This is a genomic window from Limosilactobacillus avium (genome assembly GCF_947381485.1).
Taxonomy (GTDB): domain Bacteria; phylum Bacillota; class Bacilli; order Lactobacillales; family Lactobacillaceae; genus Limosilactobacillus; species Limosilactobacillus avium.
Genome location: NZ_CANCWN010000001.1, coordinates 1 through 22628 on the forward strand (window position 1 = coordinate 1; position 22628 = coordinate 22628).

Annotated in this window: 21 protein-coding genes and 1 tRNA gene; 17 read left to right on the forward strand and 5 right to left on the reverse strand. The window is 47.0% G+C overall.

The annotated features are described in order from the left end of the window. Positions 1-268 precede the first annotated feature (268 nt). The 7 genes from QOS01_RS00005 (at position 269) to QOS01_RS00035 (ending at position 8382) form a co-directional block, all read left to right on the forward strand. Positions 269-2068, forward strand: a complete 1800-nt coding sequence (locus QOS01_RS00005; protein WP_283620523.1) for a ribonuclease J — start codon at positions 269-271, stop codon at positions 2066-2068. Between the two features lie 170 nt (positions 2069-2238). After that, on the forward strand, positions 2239-3147 hold the full coding sequence (locus QOS01_RS00010; RefSeq protein WP_283620524.1) for a hypothetical protein: 909 nt from the start codon (positions 2239-2241) through the stop codon (positions 3145-3147). A 180-nt stretch (positions 3148-3327) separates the two neighbouring features. Further along, positions 3328-4518, forward strand: a complete 1191-nt coding sequence (tuf, locus tag QOS01_RS00015) for an elongation factor Tu (RefSeq protein ID WP_283620525.1) — start codon at positions 3328-3330, stop codon at positions 4516-4518. 187 nt (positions 4519-4705) lie between these two features. Continuing rightward, positions 4706-6019: a trigger factor gene (gene tig / locus QOS01_RS00020; RefSeq protein ID WP_283620526.1), complete on the forward strand. Its 1314-nt coding sequence runs from the start codon at positions 4706-4708 to the stop codon at positions 6017-6019. A gap of 193 nt (positions 6020-6212) precedes the next feature. Next, positions 6213-7463 (forward strand): ATP-dependent Clp protease ATP-binding subunit ClpX, encoded by a 1251-nt coding sequence (gene clpX, locus QOS01_RS00025; protein WP_283620527.1) that lies wholly within the window; start codon positions 6213-6215, stop codon positions 7461-7463. A gap of 20 nt (positions 7464-7483) precedes the next feature. Continuing rightward, positions 7484-8080 (forward strand): ribosome biogenesis GTP-binding protein YihA/YsxC, encoded by a 597-nt coding sequence (yihA, locus tag QOS01_RS00030; RefSeq protein ID WP_283620528.1) that lies wholly within the window; start codon positions 7484-7486, stop codon positions 8078-8080. Further along, positions 8077-8382 (forward strand): nucleoside triphosphate pyrophosphohydrolase family protein, encoded by a 306-nt coding sequence (locus tag QOS01_RS00035; protein ID WP_283580140.1) that lies wholly within the window; start codon positions 8077-8079, stop codon positions 8380-8382. The genes yihA and QOS01_RS00035 overlap by 4 nt, the downstream gene beginning before the upstream one ends. A gap of 86 nt (positions 8383-8468) precedes the next feature. Here QOS01_RS00035 and QOS01_RS00040 read toward each other — a convergent pair whose 3' ends face one another. Beyond that, the gene (locus QOS01_RS00040; protein WP_283620529.1) at positions 8469-8606 is read right to left on the reverse strand and encodes an SPJ_0845 family protein; all 138 of its coding nucleotides are present in this window, start codon (positions 8604-8606) and stop codon (positions 8469-8471) included. A gap of 141 nt (positions 8607-8747) precedes the next feature. Here QOS01_RS00040 and uvrC point away from each other — a divergent pair, with 141 nt between their 5' ends. The 8 genes from uvrC (at position 8748) to QOS01_RS00080 (ending at position 17381) form a co-directional block, all read left to right on the forward strand. Continuing rightward, positions 8748-10559, forward strand: a complete 1812-nt coding sequence (gene uvrC / locus QOS01_RS00045; protein WP_283620530.1) for an excinuclease ABC subunit UvrC — start codon at positions 8748-8750, stop codon at positions 10557-10559. Positions 10560-10625: 66 nt separating this feature from the next. Continuing rightward, positions 10626-11948 (forward strand): GTPase ObgE, encoded by a 1323-nt coding sequence (obgE, locus tag QOS01_RS00050; protein ID WP_283620531.1) that lies wholly within the window; start codon positions 10626-10628, stop codon positions 11946-11948. A gap of 27 nt (positions 11949-11975) precedes the next feature. Beyond that, a complete protein-coding gene (rnz, locus tag QOS01_RS00055; protein WP_283620532.1) occupies positions 11976-12905 on the forward strand; it encodes a ribonuclease Z in 930 nt (309 codons plus the stop codon). Positions 12906-12918: 13 nt separating this feature from the next. Further along, positions 12919-13752, forward strand: a complete 834-nt coding sequence (locus QOS01_RS00060; RefSeq protein WP_283620533.1) for an SDR family NAD(P)-dependent oxidoreductase — start codon at positions 12919-12921, stop codon at positions 13750-13752. Between the two features lie 115 nt (positions 13753-13867). Further along, entirely contained in the window at positions 13868-15190 is a 1323-nt protein-coding gene (gene recJ / locus QOS01_RS00065) for a single-stranded-DNA-specific exonuclease RecJ (RefSeq protein ID WP_283620534.1), read from the forward strand. A 30-nt stretch (positions 15191-15220) separates the two neighbouring features. Next, positions 15221-16177, forward strand: coding sequence for a single-stranded-DNA-specific exonuclease C-terminal domain-containing protein (locus tag QOS01_RS00070; RefSeq protein ID WP_283620535.1), 957 nt, complete (start codon positions 15221-15223; stop codon positions 16175-16177). Between the two features lie 18 nt (positions 16178-16195). Then, positions 16196-16714: an adenine phosphoribosyltransferase gene (locus tag QOS01_RS00075; RefSeq protein WP_283620536.1), complete on the forward strand. Its 519-nt coding sequence runs from the start codon at positions 16196-16198 to the stop codon at positions 16712-16714. 70 nt (positions 16715-16784) lie between these two features. Beyond that, complete coding sequence (locus QOS01_RS00080) at positions 16785-17381, forward strand: DUF308 domain-containing protein (RefSeq protein ID WP_283620537.1); 597 nt, start codon at positions 16785-16787, stop codon at positions 17379-17381. 312 nt (positions 17382-17693) lie between these two features. Here QOS01_RS00080 and QOS01_RS00085 read toward each other — a convergent pair. From QOS01_RS00085 to QOS01_RS00095, 3 genes are all read right to left on the reverse strand, one after another. After that, positions 17694-17782 (reverse strand) — tRNA-Ser (locus QOS01_RS00085). Between the two features lie 665 nt (positions 17783-18447). After that, positions 18448-19356 carry a DUF5067 domain-containing protein gene (locus QOS01_RS00090; protein ID WP_283620538.1) on the reverse strand — a complete coding sequence of 303 codons (909 nt, stop codon included), beginning with the start codon at positions 19354-19356 and terminating at the stop codon, positions 18448-18450. Positions 19357-19367: 11 nt separating this feature from the next. Next, positions 19368-19724, reverse strand: coding sequence for a hypothetical protein (locus QOS01_RS00095; RefSeq protein ID WP_283620539.1), 357 nt, complete (start codon positions 19722-19724; stop codon positions 19368-19370). Positions 19725-20026: 302 nt separating this feature from the next. On the opposite strand from QOS01_RS00095, the gene QOS01_RS00100 reads away from it, so the two are divergent. Further along, positions 20027-20737 carry a ribonuclease H family protein gene (locus QOS01_RS00100; protein WP_283620540.1) on the forward strand — a complete coding sequence of 237 codons (711 nt, stop codon included), beginning with the start codon at positions 20027-20029 and terminating at the stop codon, positions 20735-20737. Between the two features lie 4 nt (positions 20738-20741). Further along, entirely contained in the window at positions 20742-21899 is a 1158-nt protein-coding gene (locus QOS01_RS00105) for a hydroxymethylglutaryl-CoA synthase (protein ID WP_283620541.1), read from the forward strand. Between the two features lie 58 nt (positions 21900-21957). Here QOS01_RS00105 and lexA read toward each other — a convergent pair whose 3' ends face one another. Beyond that, the gene (gene lexA, locus QOS01_RS00110; RefSeq protein ID WP_047769108.1) at positions 21958-22584 is read right to left on the reverse strand and encodes a transcriptional repressor LexA; all 627 of its coding nucleotides are present in this window, start codon (positions 22582-22584) and stop codon (positions 21958-21960) included. Between the last annotated feature and the right edge of the window lie 44 nt (positions 22585-22628).

A 22628-nucleotide genomic window follows, 5' to 3' on the forward strand; every position in this document is an offset into this window, starting at 1 on the left:
TAAAAGCTATTGGCTAGGGACTAGCCATGGTAAAAGAGTGGAGTTCTGTAAGTTAGGTATCTTGAATACAGGTATAACATCCTAAATACTACTCTATGTTCCCAGAAGCGCGGTCATTAATGACCGAGTAGTTCACGTTTTAAATAGCTTTGGTTCCCATAGTTAACACTGAATGTGGTAAGATATTAATAGCTATTCAGGATCGAAATAAATTCTCGTTGCCAATCAAGCAGTGAGACACAATTAAATAAAGGAGCCATATTAGTTAATGAGTAAAATTAAGATTATCCCATTTGGTGGGGTACGTGAAAATGGTAAGAATATGTATGCTGTCGAGGTCAACGACCAGATTTTCATTTTGGATACGGGCCTAAAGTATCCCGAAAATGAGCTAATGGGAATTGATGTCGTAATTCCAGACTGGGAATACCTTCGTAAACACAAGGATAAGATTGTCGGGGTATTTTTGACCCACGGCCACGCCGATTCAATTGGTGCTTTACCGTACTTTTTGATGGACTTCAATGTTCCCGTATTCGGGAGTGAGATGACCATTGCCCTGGCCAAACTTGCCGTTAAGAAGCATAAGGAAGTTAAAAATTTCAACGACTTTCACGTTGTTGATGAAGCAACGGCAATTGATTTTGATGATGTTACCGTTTCATTCTTCCAGACAACCCATACGATTCCTGAGACCTTAGGGATTGTTGTGGGTACCGATGAAGGCAACATTGTTTACACCGGTGACTTCAAGTTTGACCAAACGGCTACCAAGGGTTACCAAACTGACTTGGCCCGGTTAGCGGAAGTGGGTTCACAAGGCGTCTTGGCGCTCTTGAGTGACTCAGCCGGCGCGGGAATTACTGGTGCTTCAACCCGGGAAAAGGACATTGGTGAATATATCAAGGAGACCTTCAAATACCAGGATGGTCGGATTATCGTTGCCAGTGTTGCTTCTAACATCATGCGGGTTCAGCAAATCATTAATGCTGCCGTCGCGGTTAACCGGAAGCTGGTTTTGTCCGGAAGTGACATCGAGCAAATCATTGACACGGCAATGAACTTGGGCAAATTAAAGCTACCTAAGGACCTGTTAATCAGTATGAAGGAGGCTGACCAGCTTGATCCAAACCAGGTAGTAATTTTGGAAACGGGGAAGATGGGCGAACCAATCAAGTCCCTGCAACAGATTGCTAATGGTGATAACCCTAAGATCAAGCTGAGCGATAGTGACCTAGTCTTCGTAACCACAACTCCATCCTACGCTCAGGAAACGGAAGTTCAAAAGACTAAGGACATGATTTACCGGACCGGGGCCGAGGTAAAGTTCATTTCAGACGACCTCAACCCGTCCGGGCACGCTAACCAAAATGACCAGCAGTTGATGCTAAACTTCATGAAGCCGCAGTACTTTATTCCAATCCAAGGGGAGTACCGCTTACTTGACCGGCATGCCCAACTAGCCGAAGAAGTTGGCGTTCCTGCCGACCACATCTTCATTACTAACAAGGGAGATGTCCTTGAATACAAGAACGGTGAATTCCACATTGGTGAACATATTGATGTGGGCAACACCATGATTGATGGTACCGGCATTGGTGACATTGGAAACATTGTTCTCCGCGATCGGCGGGTTCTTTCTGAAGACGGTATTTTTGTGGTGGTAGCCACTATCGATCGGAAGAAGAAGAAAATCGTTGCTCGGCCCCAAATTACATCGCGTGGTTTTGTCTTTGTAAAGACTAATCGCCAGCTGATGAAGCAAAGCGCCGACCTGGTTGAAAAGGTTGTTCAAGACAATTTAGACCAGAAGGAATTCGACTGGGGGCATCTCAAACAGGATGTTCGGGAGAAGCTCAACCGCTTCCTGTTCGACCAGACCAAGCGGCACCCCGTTATTTTGCCCGTGATTATGGAAATTAATCAACATTCCAAGAAGAAGTCTAAGAAGACATCCGAAAATAAGGGTAAGAAGGAAAAAGCGGGCCATAAAGAAAAACAGCATCGTGGTCGTGGCCGCGGACGTAAGCACCAGGCGGCAAATGAAAATAAGAACCACCAAAAGTAGTGGTGGGCAGGCCAGAAAAATGGCCGCTTAAAATGTTAATTTATGTATTTGGGGACTGAGAAAAAATTTTGCTTTTCTCAGTCTTTCATATATTTAGGGAAGATAAGCTTATCTATCCTTCCCATCTTCAAGAATAAACAAGTGCTGTACAAGCGATTAAGGGGGAAACAATGGATAAAGGACAAAGTGAGAAATATCAGCAGGCACTCCAACTGATGGCAGAAGAAAAGTGGCTGGATAGTGCTGTTATCCTGGAGGACCTGATTAACGAATCACCAAATGATGATGTAAATCGCCACTTGGTTCGCGCCCTCTACGAAGCAAAGCAATACCAACGGGCGTTTGTGTACTTCGTTGAGCAGCCGTTAGCGTTCACGGAAACCTATAGTGAGGCCTGTCTGGGGGTGCAGTTGATGTTGCACAACCAATCATACATGGCAGCTCGTCAGTTCATTGTTGAACTGCCAACCGCTTGGCAAGGCCCCCTGCGAAGGGATGTTAGCGAGGCAGAAATGGCCGCTGATCAAAAATACCGGGTAACGATTCAAACCCTTCTCCGTTCTTTTTATCACCTTGGCGATTGCTCCTTGAGTGAGCAGCAGGAACGGCTTAGTGAAGCCCAGCAGTTACCGCTTAACGACTACCTTACCGGTGCCCAGTTCCTCTTGCGTGACCCGTTTACCCATGAGCTGATCAAGGCGTCGATAATCGATACCCTCCGGCAGGCGACAGTTAATAAAGAGTTAACTTTGCAGTGGATTGACAAGCAAGACTATCAAATTAACCCCAGCCAACTGCAGGCAATTGACGACCTGCCAGTTGTCAAGGAACTTCGTCAGGAGCTTAACCGTCGACTAGGAAGTAAGAATCCCACCCAATTTCAACTTGCAAGCCAGGAGTTACAGCTGCAGCTGATGCTCCTCTACCCCCTAATTGAGGAGAAGGTTACTTCACCAGGGGAGTGGATTGACTACCTGATTGACAAGATTTCTGGGAAGAAGGAGGACAAAAAGAACCCAGTAGGCCCGCTCCAGGATACCTTAACGGAGATAATTGATGATTTAAGTGAAAAACATTAACAATATTATTTACAAATCGTCAGATAGTTGATATTATATTTAAGAATTCTTCTTCAAGCCTTTGATATAAAAGCTTTCAATTGGCGAAAAGAAGTAGTACAATACACATAAGGGTGTGTCAGTTATTTCGTAAAGAAACGACTGGCATTATACTTGTAAATTATCAGGAGGTTTTCATTAATGGCTGAAAAAGAACATTATGAACGTACAAAGCCCCATGTAAACATTGGTACTATTGGCCACGTTGACCATGGGAAGACTACTTTAACTGCTGCTATCACTAAGGTACTTGCAGCTAAGGGTCTGGCAAAGGAAGAAGATTACGCTGATATCGATGCCGCTCCAGAAGAAAAGGAACGTGGTATCACTATCAACACTGCCCACGTTGAATACGAAACTGAAAAGCGTCACTACGCACACATCGATGCTCCAGGTCACGCCGACTACGTTAAGAACATGATCACTGGTGCCGCACAAATGGATGGTGCTATCCTGGTTGTTGCTGCTACCGATGGTCCTATGCCACAAACCCGTGAACACATTCTTCTTGCTCGTCAGGTTGGTGTTAAGTACATCGTTGTATTCCTGAACAAGACCGACTTAGTTGACGATGACGAATTAGTTGACTTAGTTGAAATGGAAGTTCGGGACCTTCTTAACGAATACGATTTCCCTGGTGACGATATTCCTGTTGTTCGTGGTTCTGCCCTCAAGGCTCTTGAAGGTGACCCAGAACAAGAAAAGGTCATCCTTCACTTGATGGATGTTGTTGATGACTACATCCCAACTCCAAAGCGTCCTACTGACAAGCCATTCATGATGCCTGTCGAAGACGTCTTCACTATCACTGGTCGTGGTACTGTTGCTTCTGGTCGTATCGACCGTGGTACTGTTAAGATCGGTGACGAAGTTGAAATCGTTGGTCTGACTGAAGACGTTCTGAAGTCAACTGTTACTGGTTTGGAAATGTTCCACAAGACTCTTGACCTTGGTGAAGCCGGGGACAACGTTGGTATCCTTCTTCGTGGTATTTCTCACGACCAAGTACAACGTGGTCAAGTTCTGGCAGAACCAGGTTCGATCCAAACTCACAGGAACTTCAAGGGTGAAGTTTATGTTATGACTAAGGAAGAAGGGGGCCGTCACACTCCATTCTTCTCCAACTACCGTCCACAATTCTACTTCCACACAACTGATGTTACTGGTACGATTGAATTGCCAGATGGCGTTGAAATGGTTATGCCTGGTGATAACGTTACCTTCACTGTTAACCTTCAAAAGCCAGTTGCCCTTGAAAAGGGTCTGAAGTTCACCATCCGTGAAGGTGGACACACTGTTGGTGCCGGTGTGGTGTCCGAAGTCTTAGACTAATTTTTAGTCAGGCAAATAAAAAGGTCCGGTTTATCCGGATCTTTTTTCTTTTAAATTTTATGGGAAATCAGGGCCGGAAAACGCCCATTTAGTTGCAATTGGAGCGGCCGTACGGTAAACTAATAAAGTATGTAAAGACCAACTTGATAGAGTAATGGTCAAATTGATTGTTATTGGAGGAAATAAAATGTCAGCAAAATGGGAACGCGATAGCGATGCCAGCAAGGGGACATTAACTTTTGAAATTGATGTCGACACTATTAACAAGGGAATTGACGAAGCCTTTATCGAAACCCGGAAGAAGATTACGGTTCCTGGTTTCCGTAAGGGCCGTGTTCCTCGCCAAATCTTCAACCAAATGTATGGTGAAGAATCCCTGTACCAAGATGCTTTAAACAAGGTATTGCCTGCTGCCTACAGTGATGCTGTTAAAGAAGCTGGAATCAAGCCGGTTGACCAACCAAAGATTGATATTAAGAGCATGGAAAAGGGTCAACCATGGACTTTAACTGCTGAAGTGGCAGTTGAACCAGAAGTTAAGCTTGGCGATTACAAGGGAATGGAAGTGCCTGAACAAGACACGACTGTTTCTGATGCTGATGTTGACTCTGAAATTGAAAAGAAGCGTCAACAACAATCTGAATTGGTTCTTAAGGAAGATAAGCCAGCTGCTAAGGGTGACACCGTTGTCATCGACTACGAAGGTAGCGTTGATGGTAAGAAGTTTGACGGTGGTTCTGCCGACAACTACTCCCTTGAATTAGGTTCTGGTTCCTTTATTCCAGGATTTGAGGACCAACTGATTGGCCACAACACCGGTGACGATGTTGATGTTAAGGTTACCTTCCCAAAGGACTACCATGCTAAGAACTTAGCCGGTAAGGACGCAACCTTCAAGGTTAAGGTTCACGAAATCAAGGAAAAGCAACTGCCAGACCTGGATGACGACTTTGCCAAGGACGTTGACGAAGACGTTGATACGTTGGATGAACTGAAGGACAAGACCCGGAAGCAACTCCAAGAACAAAAGGATAACCAAGCTAAGGGCGCAATCGAAGACGCTGCTATTGAAAAGGCAGTTGCCAATGCCGAAATCGAAGACATCCCACAAGCAATGTTGGATGAAGATACTAACCGGCAAATGCAACAATACCTTGCTGGTATGCAACAACAGGGGATTAGCCCAAAGATGTACTTCCAAATCACTGGTACTAAGGAAGAGGACCTTAAGAAGCAATTTGCTAACGATGCTGAACAACGGGTTAAGACTAACCTGGTTCTGGAAGCAATCGTTGACGATGCTAACATTGAAGCCAGTGACGACGAAATCAAGGACGAAATCAAGGACTTGGCAAAGCAATACGGTATGGAAGAAGATGCCGTTGAAAAGGCACTGTCCAAGGACATGCTGAGCCATGATATCAAGATTAAGAAGGCCGTTGACTTGGTTGCTGATTCAGCAAAGCAAGTTAAGACTGATGACAAGAAGGCCGACAAGTAGGCTGACTAACTGGTGGAGTAACAATCCATTGGGAGGTTACCAAGACCGCTTGTAAGCAGGTTCCTAGTGTTCGAACTATCGAATGCTGGGAACTTTTTGTTTGCAGACGGATCGCATAATAGCGAACAGAATATTCGAATTCGCGGTAAAATTTTGGTATGATGGTCTCATAAGTTTTAGAGGAGGTCTATAAATGTTTGAAGATACCAGTGATATGGATTCAATTCACTGCTCCTTCTGTGGTAAGTCACAGGATGAAGTTAAAAAGATTGTAGCTGGACCAGGCGTTTATATTTGTAACGAGTGTGTTGATTTGTGTAAGCAAATCATCACGCAGGAATTAGCCGAAGACGGTGCCAAGAACACCTTCCGCGTCCCAACGCCGGCAGAGATCGTTAAGGAGCTCAACGATTACGTAATCGGCCAAAGTGACGCCAAAAAGACGTTGGCTGTTGCTGTTTATAACCACTACAAGCGGGTCAACGCAATGGTTACCGGAGACAACAACGATACGGAACTACAAAAGAGTAACATTGCCGTGATTGGCCCAACTGGTTCAGGGAAGACCTACTTGGCCCAATCCCTTGCCCGGATTTTGAACGTTCCGTTTGCCATTGCGGACGCAACAACGCTGACTGAAGCCGGATACGTTGGTGAGGACGTTGAAAATATCATCTTGAAGCTCCTCCAGGCAGCAGACTTCGATGTTGATCGTGCCGAGAAGGGGATTATCTACATTGATGAAATTGATAAGATTGCCAAGAAGAGCGAAAACGTCTCAATTACCCGGGATGTTTCCGGTGAAGGGGTCCAGCAAGCCCTGCTGAAGATCCTTGAAGGGACAATCGCTAACGTTCCGCCGCAGGGTGGTCGGAAGCACCCCCAACAGGAATTTATCCAGGTCGATACGAGTAATATCCTCTTTATCGTTGGTGGGGCCTTTGACGGAATTGAAAACATTGTTAAGGAGCGGGTCGGTGAAAAGACGATTGGTTTTGGGACCAGCTCTGCAGAGCGGGATAACATTACCGAAAAGAATATCCTGCAGCACGTTATTCCAGAGGACCTATTGAAGTTTGGACTGATTCCGGAGTTTATTGGTCGGCTGCCAGTTATGACGGCATTACAAAAACTTGACGAAGATGATCTCGTCCGGATTTTAACCGAGCCGAAAAATGCACTGGTAAAGCAGTACCAGGAATTGATTCGCCTTGATGGCAGTGAATTAAGCTTTACGGACGGTGCCCTGCGTGCAATGGCTAAACTGGCAATTGCCCGGAATACCGGTGCCCGGGGACTACGGTCAATCATTGAAGACGTGATGCAGGACGTTATGTTTGACCTACCAAGTCGTAGTGACGTGGCCAAAGTAGTGATTGACAAGCGTTGTGTTACGCACCACACCGAACCCAAGTACATCATGAAAGACGAGCAAGCCTCGTAAGTAAAGGAGGGTAACCAACGATGGAGGTTCACAACGTAGACTTGACAATCAGTGCGGTTCGTCCGAACCAGTATCCGCAGACTAACTACCCGGAGATTGCCCTGGTTGGCCGGTCCAATGTCGGCAAGTCATCACTGACGAATGTATTGATTAACCGGCGTAACTTTGCCCACACCTCCAGCCAACCGGGTAAGACCCAGACACTGAATTTCTACAATGTTGAGGACCAACTCTACTTTGTTGACGTGCCGGGTTACGGTTACGCGAAGGTTTCTAAAAAAGAGCGGGAGCGGTTTGGCCAAATGATTGAAGAATACTTGACCCAGCGGGAGCAGTTACGGGGGACGATTCTTCTGGTTGATGGTCGGCACGCCCCAACTGATGATGACGTCAGCATGTATCAGTGGCTCCAATACTATAACATCCCGACCCTGGTGGTGGCCACGAAGATTGACAAGGTCAAGGGTAACGCCTGGAACCGGCAGGAAAGCTTGGTCAATAAAACATTAGGCCTAGATAAGCAAACGCCCCTGATCCTCTTTTCAGCGGTAAAGAAACATGGTCAAACGGCCGTCTGGGAGTGGATAGAAAAGCAAACGGGGGTGGACGAGAAGTGAACTTTAACGAATACCAAAATGCTGCCAAACGAACGCTTTACGGCAATGAGCAGGTCTTGACGAACTGTGCCCTTGGTTTAGCAGGTGAGTCTGGACAGGTGGTAGATTTAGTTAAGAACTATGCCTTCCGAGGGCAAAAGCTTGACCGCCAGGAACTTATACACGAGATGGGTGATGTCCTATGGTACCTGTCACAAATTGCTGAATGGGCCGATATCCCGTTTGATGAAGTGGCAAGGGAAAATATCGCTGAATTAAATAAGCGGTACCCCGCTGGCTTCAAAAAGCAGGCTAATGAATAGAATCCGGAAATACTCTGGATAACAATCTAGAAACCATAAAATGGGCCGAGAAAATTCGTTTTTCTCAGCCCATTTTATGGTTACAGCTACTTCTTATCAGCCTTATTTTTCTTTTCTTGATCTTCTTTAGCTTTCTTATCCTTAGGAAGTTTCTTCTTTGGATCAATGGCAAACTGGTCGAAAAGCCGGTCCAGTTGCTCACTTCGTCTGGTAACTAAACCCATTTTGCTCGCTCCTTTTTTGTGTATCATAGCATAGGCAAGATTAAATCTGCAAATAAATGGCCAGGAAGCAGACACAATCTTTGCCATCTGCTGCCATCTTCAATTATAATATTATACTAGCATTTCTTACGGAGGGTTATGATGGCAAGCGATTATCTTGAACATAAATTAGCATTACTGCCGGATAAGCCCGGCTGTTATTTGATGAAGAATATCAATGATCAGATTATTTACGTTGGTAAGGCCAAAAACTTGAAAAACCGGGTTCGCTCCTACTTCAAGAGTAGCCATATGGGTAAGGTCGCCAAAATGGTTTCCGAAGTTGCTGACTTTGAAACCATCATTACATCGACCAATAAGGAATCTTTCTTGCTGGAAATTACCCTGATTCAAAAACACCAACCCTATTTTAATATCAAACTCAAGCGGGGGACGGGGTACCCGTACATTAAAATTACCAATGAGCGCGACCCCCAGGTTAAAATCGTCAGCAAGATCAAAAAGGACGGGGCCTATTACTTTGGGCCCTACCCCAACGTCTACGCAGCGGAAGAAACGGTTAACTTTATTCAAAAGGTATATCCGCTACGCCGGTGTAACGGCTACCAGGGACGGCCGTGCCTGTACTACCACATGGGTCAATGCCTCGGGGCCTGCTTTAAAAAGGTTCCCCAAGAAGAGTACGACCGGCAAATCAAGAAGATCAAGTCCTTCTTGAATGGTAACACCGCGACGGTAAAGCGGCAGTTGACGGAGAAAATGGATAAGGCAGCGGCAGCCCTCGAATTTGAACGGGCAGCGGAAATCCGTGACCAAATTCACTACATTGAAGTTACGGTTGAAAAACAGAAGATCATATCCAATGACAAGACCCCACGGGACCTGTTTAACTTTTACATGGACAAGGGCTGGCTCTCAATTCAGGTTTTCTTCATCCGTCAGGCGCGGTTGATGAAACGGGAAAAGCGGCTTTTTCCCGTGGTTGATACGGCAATTGAAGAAATGACCAGCTTCATCCTTCAGTTTTACAACCGGCGAAATAATATCTTACCCAAGGAAATCCTCCTTCCCAAGGGGCTCCCAAATAAGGAAATCAGTGAAATCCTCGGGGTGCCGGTCCGGACCCCCAAGCGGGGCGAAAAACGTGACCTAATAGCGATGGCGGCGGAGAACGCCCGGCTGGTCCTCGATGAAAAATTCCGCCTCTTAGAAATGGATAAGGGGAAGACCACGGGCGCCATGAAGGAGATTACCGACGCCCTCGGCTTACCGGTGGGGCATAAGATTGAAGCATTTGACCACTCCCACATTCAGGGGGCTGATCCAGTGAGCGCGATGGTCGTATTCATCGACGGGGAACCGGCAAAGAAGCTCTACCGTAAGTATAAACTTAAGACGGTCATTAACCATGCGGATGAGGCCGCTAGTACCCGGGAAGTAATTAGACGGCGTTATAGTCGCCTCCTGCGCGAAAACAAGCCGATGCCGGACATGATCTTCATGGATGGTGGCGAAATCCAAATTAATGCCGTCAAGGACGTCTTAGAAAACGAACTTGGCCTAGATATCCCTGTTGTCGGGATGGTCAAAAACGACAAACACAAGACCGCGGACCTCTTATTTGGTGATGAGGACCAGCATGTCAATCTGGATCCCCGAAGCCAGGGCTTTTACCTGGTCCAGCGGATTCAAGATGAGGTTCACCGGTTTGCAATCACCTTCCACCGGAATGTGCATACCAAGCACTCCCTAAGCTCCCGTTTGGACGAGATTAAGGGGGTTGGACCACGGACGCGGACAAAACTGTTAAAGAAGTACGGTTCGGTGACCAAGATTGCCCAGGCATCAGTTGACGAGATTCATTCACTGGGTATTAACCGGCCGACCGCCCAACTGATTAAGGTTTCCCTCCAAAAGAACGCAGAAGTAGCGAAGGGAAGCAGTCACGATTGATTTTGACGGTCCCTCATTTTTAAAATATACTAGGTAGTATATAGATTACAGATCGGAGAAATAAACATGAATACCTTTGTAGATCAAATCAAGATTGAAGCACATGCCGGCAAGGGTGGCGACGGAATGGTGGCCTTTCGCCGGGAAAAGTACGTTCCCAATGGTGGCCCAGCTGGTGGTGACGGTGGTCGCGGCGGAAGCATTATTTTAAAAGTCGACGAGGGTTTACGGACCCTGATGGACTTTCGTTACCACCGAATTTTTAAAGCTAAGAATGGCGGCAACGGGATGAACAAGCAGATGACGGGCCCGAGCGCTGAGGATACGGTGATTGCCGTGCCCCAGGGGACAACTGTTCGGGACCTGGATACTGGTAAGATTATTGGTGACCTGGTGGAAAAGGGCCAGGAACTGGTAATTGCCAAGGGCGGCCGTGGTGGTCGTGGCAACATCCACTTCGCAAGTGCCAAGAATCCAGCACCAGAGATTGCCGAAAACGGTGAACCCGGTGAGGACCGTTACCTGGAGTTGGAACTGAAGATGCTGGCCGATGTTGGCCTGATTGGCTTCCCATCCGTGGGTAAATCGACCCTCTTATCGGTGGTTACCGGTGCGAAACCGAAGATTGCGGCCTATGAATTTACCACCCTGGTGCCGAACCTGGGGATGGTGATGCTGCCTGATGGCCGGGACTTCGCCATGGCTGACATGCCCGGACTAATTGAGGGCGCTTCTAAGGGGATTGGTTTGGGCCTCCAGTTCTTGCGGCATATTGAACGGACGCGGGTTCTCCTGCACCTGGTTGATATGAGTAGTGAGGACGCGGATCAGGCGATTGACCGCTTCAAACAAATTAACCACGAGCTGGCTAACTATGATCCAGAACTGTTGAAGCGCCCCCAGATTGTGGTCGCCACCAAGATGGATATGCCAAACGCGGAAAAGAACCTGGCACACTTTAAGGCTCAGTTGGCAACGGATGATACGCTGAAGGAAACTCCCCGGGTCTTTCCAATTTCAGCGGTGACGCACCAAGGGGTTCAGCAGTTGATGCAACTGACGGCCGACCTCTTAGACCAGACCCCGGCATTTGACAGCGAAAGTCATGACGAAAAGCTTACTACCGAGTATGAAGCGGCCGGGAAGGAATACGAAGAAAACAAGGAGCCGGCCTTCACAATCACCCGGGATGAAGACGGCACCTGGGTTCTTGGTGGCACTAAGCTACTCCACCTCTTTGATATGACGGACCTTAATCACGAGCAAAGTCAGCTCCGGTTTGCCCGGCAAATGCGGCAGATGGGGGTTGATGATGCACTCCGTGAACGTGGTGTTAAGGATGGCGACCTGGTAAGGATCAGGAAGTTCGTCTTTGAATTTATTCAGTAATTGTGTGTTCAGAAGGTAGGGAATATAATGCAACTTGAATTTTTAGGGACTGGCGCGGGATCGCCAAGCAAACAGCGGAATGTATCTAGTGTGGCACTACGGCTACTGGAAGAACGCAACGCAATATGGTTATTTGACTGTGGTGAGGCCACCCAGCACCAAATCCTGTCAACAACGATTCGGCCACGGAAGATTGAGAAAATCTTTATCACCCACCTGCACGGTGATCATATCTTTGGCCTTCCGGGCTTATTGAGTTCACGCTCCTTTCAGGGGGGACACGAGCCCTTAACCGTTTACGGACCAGTGGGGATTAAGCGTTTTGTGGTGACGGCATTGCAAGTAAGCGAATCGCGGCTAAGCTACCCCCTGCATTTTGTGGAAATTGACCACGAAGGGGAAGTCTTTAACGACGGTAGTTTCAAAGTGATTGCAAGGAAGCTGGACCACAAGATTGCCTGCTATGGTTACCGGGTTGTTGAAAAAGACCATCCTGGCGAACTTCAGGTTGCAAAACTACGGGAGATGCACATTCCATCCGGCCCAATCTATGGTCAGTTGAAGGCTGGCAAGACGGTTACCCTGGATGATGGGCGTGTCCTTGATGGCCATGACTTCATCGGCGCCCCACAGAAGGGTAGGATCGTTGCCATCCTCGGTGATACACGGAAAACGGCCAATGCGGTGACTCTAGCCCAGGATGCGGATGTCCTGGTCCACGAGAGCACGTTTGCCAAGGGTGAAGATAAGATGGCCAAAAACTACTACCACTCGACTAGTCTCCAGGCAGCTGAGATTGCCAAAAAGGCGGGGGCAAAGCGGCTGCTGTTGAACCATATTTCAGCCCGCTATACCGGTAAGGCGGCCTATCAACTGGCATACCAGGTCCGGGATGTGTTCCCGAATACCCGGGTGGTCAACGATTTTGATATCATCGACATTCCATTTAATAAGTAAAGGGGCGGTTGCAATGATGAGAAGAGTGAAAACTTTACGATTCCTAAGAAACGAAGTGGTTCTGATCACCGGAGGTTCCAGTGGAATCGGCAAGGCGTTGGCACTAGAAGCCGCCCGGCGGGGAGCAATTGTCGTGGTGACGGCCCGCAATAAGGAAAAGGTTTCTGCGGTTGCCAAACAGTGCCTCCTGCTCTCTGGTCGGCCGGCATTTGCCTACCAAATGGACGTGACATCGCCCGATGAAATCGACGCGGTTCTTGATAAGATCTCCCACCAAATTGGGGGCATCGACGTCCTGGTCAACTCTGCCGGACTGGGGAAATTCGCCCCAGCTGCTGGGCAGTCCTATGAGACAATGAAGGGGATGACCGACGTTAACCTCCTAGCGTTGATGTACATCAGTCGCTGCGTTGCCAAGCAAATGATGAACCAGGGCTATGGGGCAATCATCAACTTGGGATCGGCGGACGGAAAGATCCCGACGCCCAACAGTGCGGTATACTCTGCTACTAAGGCCGGAGTCATTCAGTTCGACAATGTCTTGCGGATGGAAGTGGCCGATTACGGCGTTCAGGTTCTAACGGTTAATCCCGGACCAGTTAATACGCCGTTCTTTGATAAGGCTGACCATAGTGGGAACTACCGGAGTCACCTACCAAAGTGGATGTTTATTTCGGCGGACGAGCTTGCCCGGCGGGTATGGAACAACGTCGGTTACAAGACGCGGGAAATCAATGTTCCAAGCTATGTTTCTTATCTGGGCTGGGCATACCAAGTCTTCCCTGGCCTAGGTGATTGGGCAATCAAGAAGTTCTTCGACTTTCAGCAGAACAAGCAAGAGCTGTAATTAAACCCGGACGCGGACAAAGGCAGTACAATTGCCTGAGCCGTGAAGGGAAAAGACAAAGGCAGTGGAAGAACACCGCCTTTTATTATTTTCTGGATAGATGTGAGGGATAGAAATGATTAATTCACATTATGCTTGGCAATTTCAGCCAGTGGCGGATAAGAAGGTCTGCCATGATTTAAGCAGTCAGCTACATATTTCGCCAATCATGGCGCAGTTACTTGCTAACCGGGGCATCAAAGAAGCTGATGCTGCCCAGGCCTTTCTTCAGCCCGACCTGCAGACGGTTCACGATCCCCACCAGTTGCATGACATGGACAAGGCGGTTGACCGGATTGAACAGGCGATTGCCGCAAATGAAAAGATAACCGTTTACGGCGACTATGATGCTGACGGGATAACAAGCACCGCGGTCATGTACGAAGCCTTAAACGAAATTGGGGCAAACGTTGACTACTATATTCCGGATCGCTTTAAAGATGGCTACGGGCCCAACGCGGACGCCTACCAACGCATCATTGCGGCTGGCACAAAGCTTATTATCACGGTGGACAATGGGGTCAGTGGAAAAGATGTAATCGACGCTGCAATGGCCCAGGGGGTTGATGTGGTGGTGACTGACCACCACGAGCTCCCGAAGGAACTACCAAACGCGGTTGCCATTGTCCACCCCCGTTATCCCGGAAGCAATTACCCATTTCCTGACCTATCAGGGGTGGGGGTGGCCTTTAAAGTGGCCTGGGCCCTGCAAGATGAGTTCCCGGAAGAAATGCTGGACCTTTTGGCAATCGGCGAAATTGCCGATGTTGTGAGTGTGACCGATGAAAACCGGGCCTTGATCGGGGCTGGCATCCAACTTCTGCGTCAGGGGATGCGGCCTGGTATTCACGCCCTCTTACAAGCAGCGGGGGTGAATGAAGCACAGTTGACCTCCACCGACATTGGCTTTACGATTGCGCCCCGTCTTAATGCTCTGGGTCGTATCGCCGACGCTAATGCCGGAGTCGAACTGCTGACGACCGTTGACGAGCAAACAGGTAGCCAGCTTGCCCAACAGGTCGAAGCGGCGAACCAAAAACGACGCGAATTGGTTGATCAGATTATGGCGGAAGCCAGTGACCAGGCAGCCCATGCACTAGATCAGCCGGTCCTTCTTCTGGTTGGTCATAACTGGCACCAAGGCGTTTTAGGCATTGTTGCAAGTCGAATCATGGACCAGACAGGGAAGCCGACCATTATTGCCAGTGCTGATGACGGAAGTGAAGTGGCCAAGGCCTCCGGACGTAGTATCGCGGGCTTTAACCTCTTCGATGCCCTTGACCCCCACCGTGACCTCCTGACGACCTTTGGGGGCCACCCCGCTGCCTGTGGTTTGTCCTTTGAAATAGGTAAGACGGACGAGTTACGGGCGGCGTTGTTTGCCCAGGCACAAAAGTAGCAATTTGATAGTCATAAACAAATCCCGTTGGTGGTTGATGCCCAACTGCGGGCGGGGGATGTTAATGAGCAGTTGTACCAGGAAATTCAAAAGTTGGGCCCCTTTGGTCCTGGTAATGAGGAACCCGTTTTTGAATTTAACGATGTTCAGCCCAGTGACGTTCGCACGATGGGGAAGGCTAATGACCACCTTAAGTTTTCCCTGAATGGTCAAGTGACTGTTGTTGCCTTTAACCAGGGAAAACTGGCACCAATTCTCAAGGGGCAGGGTGGTCAAGTTGACCTGGTTGCGAAGCTGAGTGTTAATGAATGGCAGGGGAAACGGACAATCCAACTACTACTCACCGATATCCGTGTCCGGGGGACAGTTATCCTAGACCAGCGGACAAGCCACCTGACCGCTAACCATTTTGGTCAAGCGGGCTTCTATGTTGTCGAAGATACCCGGTTACGGGAGAACATTGCGCCTCACGTTGGGGACGGGAAAGCCCTATCGATTGACCAGGCGGCCGCGACGGACTTTGCTGGTAAGACAGTGACGGTTGTTGACTGCCCGAAGAGCTTAGCGACCTTTACCAAGATCTTCGACAAGGATAGCGCAAGTCCAGCCCTGATTCGCCTATTACTGTTTGAAAACAACAGTGTTTATCTTGCCGGGCTCCCCACCCGGGATGATTTTGCTGCCCTTTACCGTTTCCTGGCTCGAAAGGCAAATATCCAGTGGCCAGGCCAGCGGACGGCGGTTAGTCGTTATTTAAGAATTAATGAAGTTCGATTAAATTTGATGATTAATGTGTTTTCTGAGGTAGGATTTGTTACAATTAGTAATGGTGTTTTAAACCTTGCCAAGAATACGCAAAAGGCCGATTTAAAACAAACGGACCACTATCAGGCGCAGCTTGCCCGTTACCAGGCTGAGCAGACGCTCCTTTACAGTAATGCCGGAGCGCTCGCTAAATGGGTTTTACAGTGCCTGAAGGAAGATTAAAGGAGACATTTTCTGGTTATGACTTTAGACCTTTATAAATACGTTGCCAGTATCCCAGACTATCCAGAGAAGGGGATTATCTACCGGGATATCTTACCGTTGATGGCAAATGGTGAAGCGTACAAGCAAGCAACTGATGAGTTGGTTAATTATGCCAAAGATAAGAACGTTGATATGGTTGTTGGCCCTGAGGCCCGTGGCTTTATCGTTGGTTGCCCAATTGCCCGTGAATTAGGTGTTGGTTTTGCACCGGCACGGAAGAAGGGGAAGTTACCCCGTAAAGCAGTCAGTGCTAGTTACACCTTGGAATACGGTAGCGCAACCTTGCAGATGGAATACGATTCAATCAAGCCAGGACAACGGGTCCTCGTTGTCGATGATTTGCTGGCCACTGGTGGGACCATTTCCGCAACTATCAAGATGGTTGAAGAAATGGGCGGAATTGTCGTTGGCTGTGCTTTCTTAATTGAGTTGAAGGACCTTCATGGACGTGAAAAGGTTAAGGACTACGACGTTAAGGCACTGATGGAATTTTAAAAATAGAGGGTGAGGCATCACAGTCACACCCTTATTTTTATATCAAGGATATTTGAAAAGGAGTTTAACAATGATCTTTCTGGTTATTTTTGGCGGCCTGATGTTGATTCTCGGCGGCTTCTATTTAGCAAATTCATGGCAACGTTACCGTGAATGGAAGTCGGGGACGGTTATCGTTGTTTTGAGTCTGATTGCCGTGATTTTCGGGACAATTAATTTGCCGGTCTTTAAGGGGCAACAGCAGGCTTCAAGTCAGTCGAGTTCTTCTAGTCAACAAGTTAGTCAAAGTAGTTTTTCAAATGACTTCAGTACGATTAATGGCGGCCAGCAGGGGAGTTCTAACCACCAAATGGCGGTCCTGCGTCAGCTTCAAAAGGGGTATGCTAAGTTAGGAACGGTATCGTTTAACGAGGAGAATAACACTTACACGATTAAGCCAACGGCGGATAATACGGTTCAAGCGGTCAAGGCAATCGTAAGTGACCCTAGCCAGGCTAGTCAGATGGGGTGGTCAAACCTGACCAATTCGATTAAGGAGAATTCCAGCCAGGTTTCGACTGCTTTGAATGGCGATTACACGATTCGAATTGTTAACCCAGACAACACTGACCAGGCGGTTTATAGTGCCAAGAATGGTAAGACCACCTATAATATCGCGAATAACTAGCTAGATACGGGATTTTTAAGGAGACCACTGGCTAGGTCAATTGAACGTCTACAAAAATAATACTTATGCTTATTTGATTGACGAGTAAAGAAATAAAACCGTTAAGCAAATTGTTGAGGCCCTTAAAGTCTTGTAGCTCTGAGAACTAGCCAATTTCTGTACATATTTTGTCGGCCTGCACAAAATGCGGGCTTTTTTAGTAGATGTGTGCAGACTTTATTTTTATGGTGTTTCTTCATACCAAATAAAAAAGCACGAACCCTCGATATTAAAGGATTCATGCTTTTCTGTGTTTCCACATTTTTATATAAAAGGAGAGTACAGGATTTGAACCTGCGCGCCCGCTCTACACGGGTTCGCCGGATTTCGAGTCCGGTGCATTACCACTCTGCCAACTCTCCATCGTCAACTTCTATATTGTATCAGATAAGCCCTAAAAGGTAAAGTGGTCTCCTGGAATTCCTTCCTAACAGCATTCCATGATTTATTGATTGTAATTGTTTGTTGATATTTTCAAATATCAGTAATTGGACCTCTTATAGTCGTATACCAGTGAAAATAGCTGTCAGAATTATGTAATGGCCGGTAAAGCATGAACTGAAGTGAGTAGTATCCAACCGGTTGGTTAAAGCTTTAATTCCTTTTAAGTTAAAAAGCTCAACTTGCTTAATCTTTTTTTGCTTGAAGTCAGTACAGCATCTTGAATGTAATTTTTGAACAAGTAATCGCCTAAAATAGCCGGCCTAGTACAAGTATAGATAAAGCCGTTAATCCATTACACCGTTGGAATCTCTAGCCAAAAACACCCAGCTGATTTAATGTTTTAAATGGTTTTGAATTATTAGTGTATGTCAAAATACCACCTTCAAAAAACAAAAAACCTGAGACCTATGTAAATACACAGAACTGAGGCTTTGCTAGTCCAACACCTACTCTAAGGGTCCTTTAGACTTGATCTATACAATTTATTATCACAGATAATAACGTGGGCGTTAATTGCTATTATTTATTTGGTTTATAATTTTCAATCTCTGCACCAGCAGAGATGGGCTTCTCTAGTTACTGATTAATGTCCATAGATTGCATTAACTTTAGATTGCATATTAGGGTCTTGTTGTCCTGTTGAGCTATTGACAGCCCACTCAGTAAGTTCACCTTCTCCATTGTCACCAACGAGCATGTCATAGTTGGAGTCTCCATCATTAACGTTTTGGTGATGAAAACTATGACCATCAATCACAACCTTGCTGTCATCATCTTTATTGCTGCTTTTTGAAGAATCATCTGAACTTTCAGCAGTGTTGGCCATTCTACTGGTGCTATTAGAACCAGTAGCTACCTGCTTATTACCATTGGTGGATGCAGATCCCTCATCCTTAGGAGTTGCTTTTGCCTTGAACTTATAAGTGTGTTTTCCGATTAGCTGGCCAGCGTCGTCTTTGGCCTTTAGAACAACGGGACGCTTACCACTCTTAAGTACCGCAATAAATTCACCCTTTTCATGACCACCTTTGTTGATTTCTTGATTCATTTCATCATCTAATGAATCACTAACGTCAACAACATCACTATCAAGTTGGTTTTGTGTGTTTTTATCAGGCTGATAAGCGCTGAAAGTCTGCATCCAAGCGTCCTCCGCTGACATGTCTTTAGCGGACTTATTATAAACGGTGTAATCAAAAATTATACATTTTTTACCGTCATCATTTTCACCAAGAGAAACGTTTGTAATTTTGATAGTATACTTAGGCAGTTTAGCAATATGACCATCAAAACTCCCCTTTGGCTTTGAAATATCGGTAATTTTATCGGTGTTATTATTAGTACTACTTATCGATTTTGAAGAAGAGCTGGTGCCGTCAAATATAGCAGTAATTACAATTCCGCTGATTCCAATAACGAACGCGTCAATAATTACCCATCCCCAAAATTGCTTATACCAGGGAACAACGTTTTTATACCTATCTGATCGCATTACAGCTCACCTTACTTCTTGCTGTCTTCTAGTTTATGCCAGGCAAAAAATACAATTCCGATAATAAAAGCTAACCATGACCAGATGATTAAATCTTTGTAGATGCCTGCATTAATTAGGCCAAGGATCCAAGCAATCAAGAGCATAATTAAAGATGCAATGTCAGGGCCAAAATTGTCTTTACCACGTGTAGCAATATAAACGATTCCGGAAGCGAGATATAAAATTTCAACAATAAGTCCTGCGGTACCAGCATGGCCACCAGAATTAATAAATGCTTCGCTCATACCAGCCATAACAGATTGAATAGAAATGAAAAATGCAACAACAATCATAATGATTCCCACAACTAGTTTTGTTGTTTTCAAGAGAAGACCTCCTCTAAATATTCAGCTTTTAACGTCTTCAGCATTTGGACAATGTAAAATTAGGTTCCAAGATTATTTCAGCAACATATGACCTCAATTATTCTTATAATTTAAGTATAAATGAGTACGCTCGTAATACCTAGGAAATTCGGAAAATCATATACGGATACGAATATTGACGCTGTTCGCAAAGCTTCTCGTACATATCGCAAAAGCAATGATTTGATATAAACCGTTCGACCTCTGTATAATAAGCAGCGGAATAATTAATCGTCTTAGATCAAATAAAAAGCAGGAGCATCATGGCAAAAAAATATTACGTCGTAAAAAAAGGCCGCCAGCCGGGAATATACAATTCATGGCCGGCGTGTCAAAAACAAGTAAGTGGTTACGCTGGAGCAGTTTACCGGGGATTTTCGACCTTAAGTGAAGCACAGGCTTGGCTCGCAGTCCCATCAACGTCCAAACGGTCAACGCGGCGACCTGAACAGCTGCGGCTAGCGTTAGGGGACCAACAACCAGCTAATCAACCCGAAGTCTACTTGTACTCCGATGGGGGCTCACGTAACCACGGAAATAAACTTGGTCAGCACGTCAAGCAAACTGACAAGGCGGCCTGGGCCTACCTCATTGAGGGTGCTGGTCGCCGGCTCACTGGGACTGGTGGTGAGTGGGGGAGTACCAACAACCGGATGGAGCTACTGGGGCTGATCAATGCCTTAAACAGGCTCCTTGAACTTGGCTGGCAGGATAAAAAAATTGCGGCAACTCTTGACTCACACTACGTCTTGGACCCGATCATGAAGGGGTGGTTAAACGGTTGGCGACGGCGTAACTGGCGGACCTCAACGGGTAAACCGGTCGCCAACCAGCAACTGTGGCAGGAAATTTTAATCCTGTTACCGCGCTTCTCCGCATTGCACTTTACCTGGACCAAGGGGCACGCCAATAATTCTGGTAATAACACGGTTGATGAATTACTAAACAAAACGATGGATAAAATGAGGGAATAGCAGTATGAAGATTGGAATTGACCAGATGGCTTTTGCCACGACAAACGATTATATTGACCTCCGCGAACTAGCCAAAGTTCGGGGTGTTGATCCGAATAAGTACACAATTGGAATTGGCCAAGACCAGCAGGCCGTTGTTCCACCCACCCAAGACATCGTTACGCTGGGGGCCGCCGCTGCTCAGAAGCTTATGACTAAGCAGGTTATTGATCACCTATCGACAATCATCGTCGCCACTGAGTCGGGTGTTGACAACTCTAAGGCAAGTGCGATTAATATCAAAGAATTACTGGGCCTCAACGACTATGTCCGCGCAGTTGAACTAAAGGAAGCCTGTTACGCGGGAACGGCGGGAATTCAATTTGCCCGCGGCCTGGTAGCATTACATCCCCAAGAGACGGTGCTAATCATTGCCGCCGATATCGCCCGCTACGGTTTGCAAACGGCGGGCGAGGTTACCCAGGGGGCAGGTGCCGTTTCCATGCTGATTAGTGCCAACCCCCACATTTTGGCAATTGAACCGACAAGCGTGAACCTGACAAAAGACGTGATGGACTTCTGGCGTCCCCTCTATGCCACTGAGGCAATGGTGGATGGTAAATACTCAACCAACGTTTACGTTGACTTCTTCAAACAGGTATTTACCCGTTATCAAATGATGACTGGCCACCAGCTCGCTGATTTTGCGGGCCTGCTTTTCCACCTGCCATTCACTAAGATGGGTAAGAAGGCCCTGGAAGGGGTCCTGGGTGACCGGCAGGATCCAGTGGCAACTCGGTTGCGCACGGCGCTTACCGCCAGTCAATTGTACTGCCGCCAGGTCGGCAACCTATACACCGGTTCACTCTACCTCGCCCTCCTTTCGTTCCTGCAAAATGGGCAGGTCAAGGCTGGTGACCGGTTGGGCATGTTTAGTTACGGTTCCGGTGCCGAAGGTGAGTTTTACACGGGAATCGTTCAGCCGCACTTCTTGGACTATACTAATGATGTCCAAGCAATGCTTCAAAAGCGCCACCAGGTCTCAATTGCGGAATATGAGGACATGTTTAACCACCAGCTGGGGATGGATGAGCAGGATGTGGAATTTGACCTCGGCAATGACCATGCCCCCTTTGTTCTCGCGGGGCAGCAAAATCATCAGCGGATTTACAAACAACAATAATAAAAAGGGGCGCCAGCACTCGTATCTTCGAGTCCTGACGCCTTTGTTAGCTAAGTAGTTAAAAAATATTGTCGCGGAAGAGACCGACAACCTTTCCCAGGATCTTAACGTTCTTGAGAAAAATCGGGTCCATGGTATCATTTTCGGGTTGGAGACGGAAACGATTCTTTTCCTTAAAGAATCGCTTGCAGGTGGCCTCATTATCATCGTTCATTGCGATGACAATGTCACCGTTCTTGGCGGTGGACTGTTTACGGACGATTACTTGGTCACCGTTTAAAATGCCGGCCTTGATCATACTGGTTCCCCGAATCGTTAACATGAACAAGTCGTTGTTGTCCTGGATAGAAGGTGGAATGGGGAAAAAGTCCGTGGCGTCTTCTACGGCAAGAATTGGTTGCCCCGCCGTAACCACCCCTAACAGGGGAATTTTTGTCTGGCGTGGCTTTACCCCCAAGAGGTCCAGCCCTTTTGGCGTGATTTCCAGTGCCCGTGGCTTAGCAGGGTCCTTTTCCAAAAAGCCCCCTTCAATTAGACGGTTAATATGACCGTGGACGGTTGAAGTTGATGAAAGGCCGACCGCACTACAGATTTCACGAACGGTTGGCGGGTAGCCGTGGTCAGTGACCTGCTTGTGAATAAAACTTAGAACAGCCATTTGTTTATTTTTTGCCGGTTTTGCCATGATAGCACCTCATTAATTTATTATTATCTTAAGGATATCATAGC

What these genes read in the sequence shown, in the direction of transcription:
- rnz (WP_283620532.1), top strand. Translation starts at nt 11,976, where the DNA reads ATGCAACTTGAATTTTTAGGGACTGGCGCGGGATCGCCAAGCAAACAG.
- QOS01_RS00040 (WP_283620529.1), bottom strand. Translation starts at nt 8,606, where the DNA reads ATGGGTTTAGTTACCAGACGAAGTGAGCAACTGGACCGGCTTTTCGAC.
- QOS01_RS00075 (WP_283620536.1), top strand. Translation starts at nt 16,196, where the DNA reads ATGACTTTAGACCTTTATAAATACGTTGCCAGTATCCCAGACTATCCA.
- QOS01_RS00100 (WP_283620540.1), top strand. Translation starts at nt 20,027, where the DNA reads ATGGCAAAAAAATATTACGTCGTAAAAAAAGGCCGCCAGCCGGGAATA.
- QOS01_RS00060 (WP_283620533.1), top strand. Translation starts at nt 12,919, where the DNA reads ATGATGAGAAGAGTGAAAACTTTACGATTCCTAAGAAACGAAGTGGTT.
- QOS01_RS00090 (WP_283620538.1), bottom strand. Translation starts at nt 19,356, where the DNA reads ATGCGATCAGATAGGTATAAAAACGTTGTTCCCTGGTATAAGCAATTT.
- recJ (WP_283620534.1), top strand. Translation starts at nt 13,868, where the DNA reads ATGATTAATTCACATTATGCTTGGCAATTTCAGCCAGTGGCGGATAAG.
- obgE (WP_283620531.1), top strand. Translation starts at nt 10,626, where the DNA reads ATGAATACCTTTGTAGATCAAATCAAGATTGAAGCACATGCCGGCAAG.
- lexA (WP_047769108.1), bottom strand. Translation starts at nt 22,584, where the DNA reads ATGGCAAAACCGGCAAAAAATAAACAAATGGCTGTTCTAAGTTTTATT.
- QOS01_RS00005 (WP_283620523.1), top strand. Translation starts at nt 269, where the DNA reads ATGAGTAAAATTAAGATTATCCCATTTGGTGGGGTACGTGAAAATGGT.
- uvrC (WP_283620530.1), top strand. Translation starts at nt 8,748, where the DNA reads ATGGCAAGCGATTATCTTGAACATAAATTAGCATTACTGCCGGATAAG.
- tig (WP_283620526.1), top strand. Translation starts at nt 4,706, where the DNA reads ATGTCAGCAAAATGGGAACGCGATAGCGATGCCAGCAAGGGGACATTA.
- yihA (WP_283620528.1), top strand. Translation starts at nt 7,484, where the DNA reads ATGGAGGTTCACAACGTAGACTTGACAATCAGTGCGGTTCGTCCGAAC.
- QOS01_RS00080 (WP_283620537.1), top strand. Translation starts at nt 16,785, where the DNA reads ATGATCTTTCTGGTTATTTTTGGCGGCCTGATGTTGATTCTCGGCGGC.
- QOS01_RS00010 (WP_283620524.1), top strand. Translation starts at nt 2,239, where the DNA reads ATGGATAAAGGACAAAGTGAGAAATATCAGCAGGCACTCCAACTGATG.
- tuf (WP_283620525.1), top strand. Translation starts at nt 3,328, where the DNA reads ATGGCTGAAAAAGAACATTATGAACGTACAAAGCCCCATGTAAACATT.
- clpX (WP_283620527.1), top strand. Translation starts at nt 6,213, where the DNA reads ATGTTTGAAGATACCAGTGATATGGATTCAATTCACTGCTCCTTCTGT.
- QOS01_RS00105 (WP_283620541.1), top strand. Translation starts at nt 20,742, where the DNA reads ATGAAGATTGGAATTGACCAGATGGCTTTTGCCACGACAAACGATTAT.